This is a genomic window from Polaromonas sp. P1_E1_2 (genome assembly GCF_056406035.1).
The window spans coordinates 1-2,967 of record NZ_JBFUAZ010000534.1 but is presented as its reverse complement, the minus strand read 5'-3'; the positions used below and the strand labels follow the sequence as shown (position 1 = coordinate 2,967).

Sequence of the window (2,967 nt, the reverse complement as noted above, 5' to 3'; positions counted from 1 at the left end):
ATCATGACCACTGACCGGCGCCTTCCCCAGGCGCTTTCCGTTTACCAGGCGGCCGGGAATTCACCTTCCCTGGCACGGCTGACGGAACTCGTTCAGGAGTCCGGCGAAAGGCTCAAGGCCATTGAATCGCTGCTTCCTGAAGCCCTGCGGCCCGCCGTTCAGGCCGGACCGATTGACGGTGAAACCTGGTGCCTGCTGGTGAATGGCAATGCGGCTGCTGCAAAAATCCGRCAGTTGCTCCCCCTGATCCAGGCGCGCCTTCTCGGCAAAGGTTGGAAGGTTACATCAATTCGGCTCAAGATACTAATAGCCAAAAAGTAGTCGTCCAGACCGGCTCACAGAAGCCTCAATACGTCGTGGCCCGCATGTTGATCACATTGCCTGCTACCAATTTCGTAGCGTATGGTACCCATATGGCATGGGGAAGGCAACAGGAAAGGGAAAATGGTGCCGCTTGTCGGAATCGAACTGACGACCTACCGCTTACAAGGCGGTTGCTCTACCAACTGAGCTAAAGCGGCACAAAGCTATTTTACTTGACCCGTTTCAGTGAAGGCCGTGTGCGCGGCGACTTGGGCGGATCCGGCGGCTCGGAACCGTCATCGGCTTGCGAATCTGCGCTGCTTTCGGGCACCAGCTGCATGATCTTTTCCGGGCCTTCCGCCGGATTGTGCGGATGCGCAGCCGGCGCGGCAGCCACCGGAGGTGCGCCATGAGGGTCTTCGGCGCCCGCCTCAGCGCCGGAAACCGGACCGGCGGAAGCCGCAACCATGGGAAAGGCCATGCCTTGCCCGTTTTCGCGGGCATAGATCGCAATCACGTGGCTGATGGGCACCATGATTTCCCGGGCACTGCCGGCAAACCGCGCCTTGAACTCGATGAAATCGTTGCCGAGCTTGAGTGACGAGGTCGCGTCAAAACTGATGTTGAGCACGATCTCGTTGTTCTTGACGTACTCGCGCGGCACCTGCACGGTGTCGTCCACCGACACGGCCACATAAGGCGTGAAGCCGTTGTCAGTGCACCACTCGTACAAAGCCCGTATCAGATACGGTCGCGTTGACGTGGAGTCCAGGGCGTTCATGAATTCAGCCAAGTTAAACCCGAACCATCATATGGGCACCCTCTTCACCGGCCGTGAGAGATCTCTCTTCGCCAGCCAGGGCCGCGGATCCGGCTTCGCCGGGCCGCAGGCGCAGCGCCCCTCTTCTTCTTGCAAGGGGCAGCGCACAGCCGAAGGTACACGCAGTGGCAAGCGTGGGGGCCATTATTTCCGCATGACCTTTTCGGAAGGCGTCAGCGCTTCGATATAGGCGGGGCGCGAAAAGATGCGTTCCGCATACTTGAGCAGCGGTGCGGCATTTTTCGACAGGTCAATGTCGTAGTAGTCCAGGCGCCACAGCAGCGGGGCAATCGCCACGTCCAGCATGGAAAAGTTATCGCCGAGCATGAACTTGTTTTTCAGGAAGATCGGTGCGAGCTGCGTCAGGCGGTCGCGGATATGCGAACGGGCTTTTTCAAGCGCCTTTTCGTTGCCTTTGGAGGCGCGCGATTCCAGCGTGCTGACGTGGACGAACAGTTCTTTTTCGAAGTTCAGCAGGAAGAGGCGAACGCGCGCGCGGTCAACCGGGTCGCCGGGCATGAGTTGCGGGTGCGGAAAGCGCTCGTCGATGTACTCGTTGATGATGTTCGATTCGTACAGGATCAGGTCGCGCTCGACCAGGATAGGTACCTGTCCGTATGGGTTCATCACATTGATGTCTTCCGGCTTGTTGTACAGGTCAACATCGCGAATTTCGAAGTCCATGCCCTTTTCAAACAGCACAAAACGGCAGCGGTGCGAGAAGGGGCAGGTCGTGCCTGAATAAAGGACCATCATGGTGCGGAACTCCTAAATGCAAAGGAGTGGATACATTGAAAGCATCCACTCCAGAAGGTGCCGGGAGCTTAGCCCCGGCGAAAAATTACTTGACGTCTTTCCAGAACGCCGCATTCAGGCGCCAGGCAACAAAGGTCAAGCCGAGAAGGAAAATCAGCACCCAGACGCCGACGCGAATACGGGTGTTCTGGGCCGGCTCGCCCATCCATTGCAGGTAGCCCACGAGGTCGCCCATCGCCTGGTCATACTGCAACTGCGTCATGGTGCCGGGGGTGAGCTGCTTCCAACCCTTAAAAATCTCCACTTTATGGCCGTGCTCTTCCTTGTAGTCGTACTGCGGCTCGCGCGTGCCCTGCAGTTCCCACAACACATGCGGCATGGCCACACTCGGGAAAGCGCGGTTGTTCCAGCCCGTGGCTTTGGTGTTGTCGGGGTAGTAGCTGCGCAGGTAAGTGTAAAGATAGTCGGCACCCGTGCCGCCGGCACCCGATCGCGAACGTGCAATCACGGTCAGGTCGGGCGGATTGCCGCCGAACCAGTCCTTCGCCTGCTTGGGATCAATCGCAGCCTTCATGGTGTCGCCGACCTTTTCGGTCGTGAACAGCAGGTTGTCCTTGATTTGTTGCTCGGTCAGGCCGATGTCTTTCAGGCGGTTGAAGCGCATGAAAGCAGCGGAGTGGCAGTTCAGGCAGTAATTGACGAACAGCTTGGCACCGTTTTGCAGCGAGCCCAGGTCATTCGTGTTGTTCGGTGCCTTGTCCCAGGCAATACCGCCTTCGGAAGCGTGTGCACCGGCAAYCAGGCCGAGGGCCGCGATCAGGGAAAAAATCAGTTTTTTCATTGTTGTTATCTCCTGCTTAGTGACCGTGGAAAATAATACGGTCAGGCGGCGTTTTAGGCGTACCCAGGCGGCTCCACCACGGCATCAAAAGGAAGAAACCAAAATAGAACAGGGTGCCGAGCTGGGACACGCGCTCACCGATGGCCGATGGCGGTTGAACACCCAGGTAACCGAGTACCAGGAAATTCACGACAAAAATGCCGTAGAGGTATTTGTGCCAGTCAGGGCGGTAGCGGATGGACTTGAC

Annotated in this window: 4 protein-coding genes, 1 tRNA gene and 1 pseudogene; 1 reads left to right on the top strand and 5 read right to left on the bottom strand. The window is 57.9% G+C overall.

Annotated features, from left to right (window positions below; all coding sequences use genetic code 11):
* The first annotated feature begins 3 nt into the window (after nucleotides 1-3).
* Nucleotides 4-321: a hypothetical protein gene (locus AC1D1P_RS19420; protein ID WP_477649133.1), complete on the top strand. Its 318-nt coding sequence runs from the start codon at nucleotides 4-6 to the stop codon at nucleotides 319-321.
* Between the two features lie 124 nt (nucleotides 322-445).
* Here AC1D1P_RS19420 and AC1D1P_RS19415 read toward each other — a convergent pair.
* The 5 genes and pseudogenes from AC1D1P_RS19415 to AC1D1P_RS19395 form a co-directional block, all read right to left on the bottom strand.
* Nucleotides 446-521: transfer RNA gene (locus AC1D1P_RS19415), tRNA-Thr, on the bottom strand.
* Between the two features lie 11 nt (nucleotides 522-532).
* Nucleotides 533-1,084: a ClpXP protease specificity-enhancing factor gene (locus AC1D1P_RS19410; protein WP_477669848.1), complete on the bottom strand. Its 552-nt coding sequence runs from the start codon at nucleotides 1,082-1,084 to the stop codon at nucleotides 533-535.
* 183 nt (nucleotides 1,085-1,267) lie between these two features.
* Complete coding sequence (locus tag AC1D1P_RS19405; RefSeq protein WP_007868077.1) at nucleotides 1,268-1,879, bottom strand: glutathione S-transferase N-terminal domain-containing protein; 612 nt, start codon at nucleotides 1,877-1,879, stop codon at nucleotides 1,268-1,270.
* Nucleotides 1,880-1,964: 85 nt separating this feature from the next.
* The gene (locus AC1D1P_RS19400; RefSeq protein WP_477674099.1) at nucleotides 1,965-2,720 is read right to left on the bottom strand and encodes a cytochrome c1; all 756 of its coding nucleotides are present in this window, start codon (nucleotides 2,718-2,720) and stop codon (nucleotides 1,965-1,967) included.
* Between the two features lie 16 nt (nucleotides 2,721-2,736).
* Nucleotides 2,737-2,967 (bottom strand): annotated as a pseudogene (locus AC1D1P_RS19395) (cytochrome bc complex cytochrome b subunit); the annotation flags it as partial.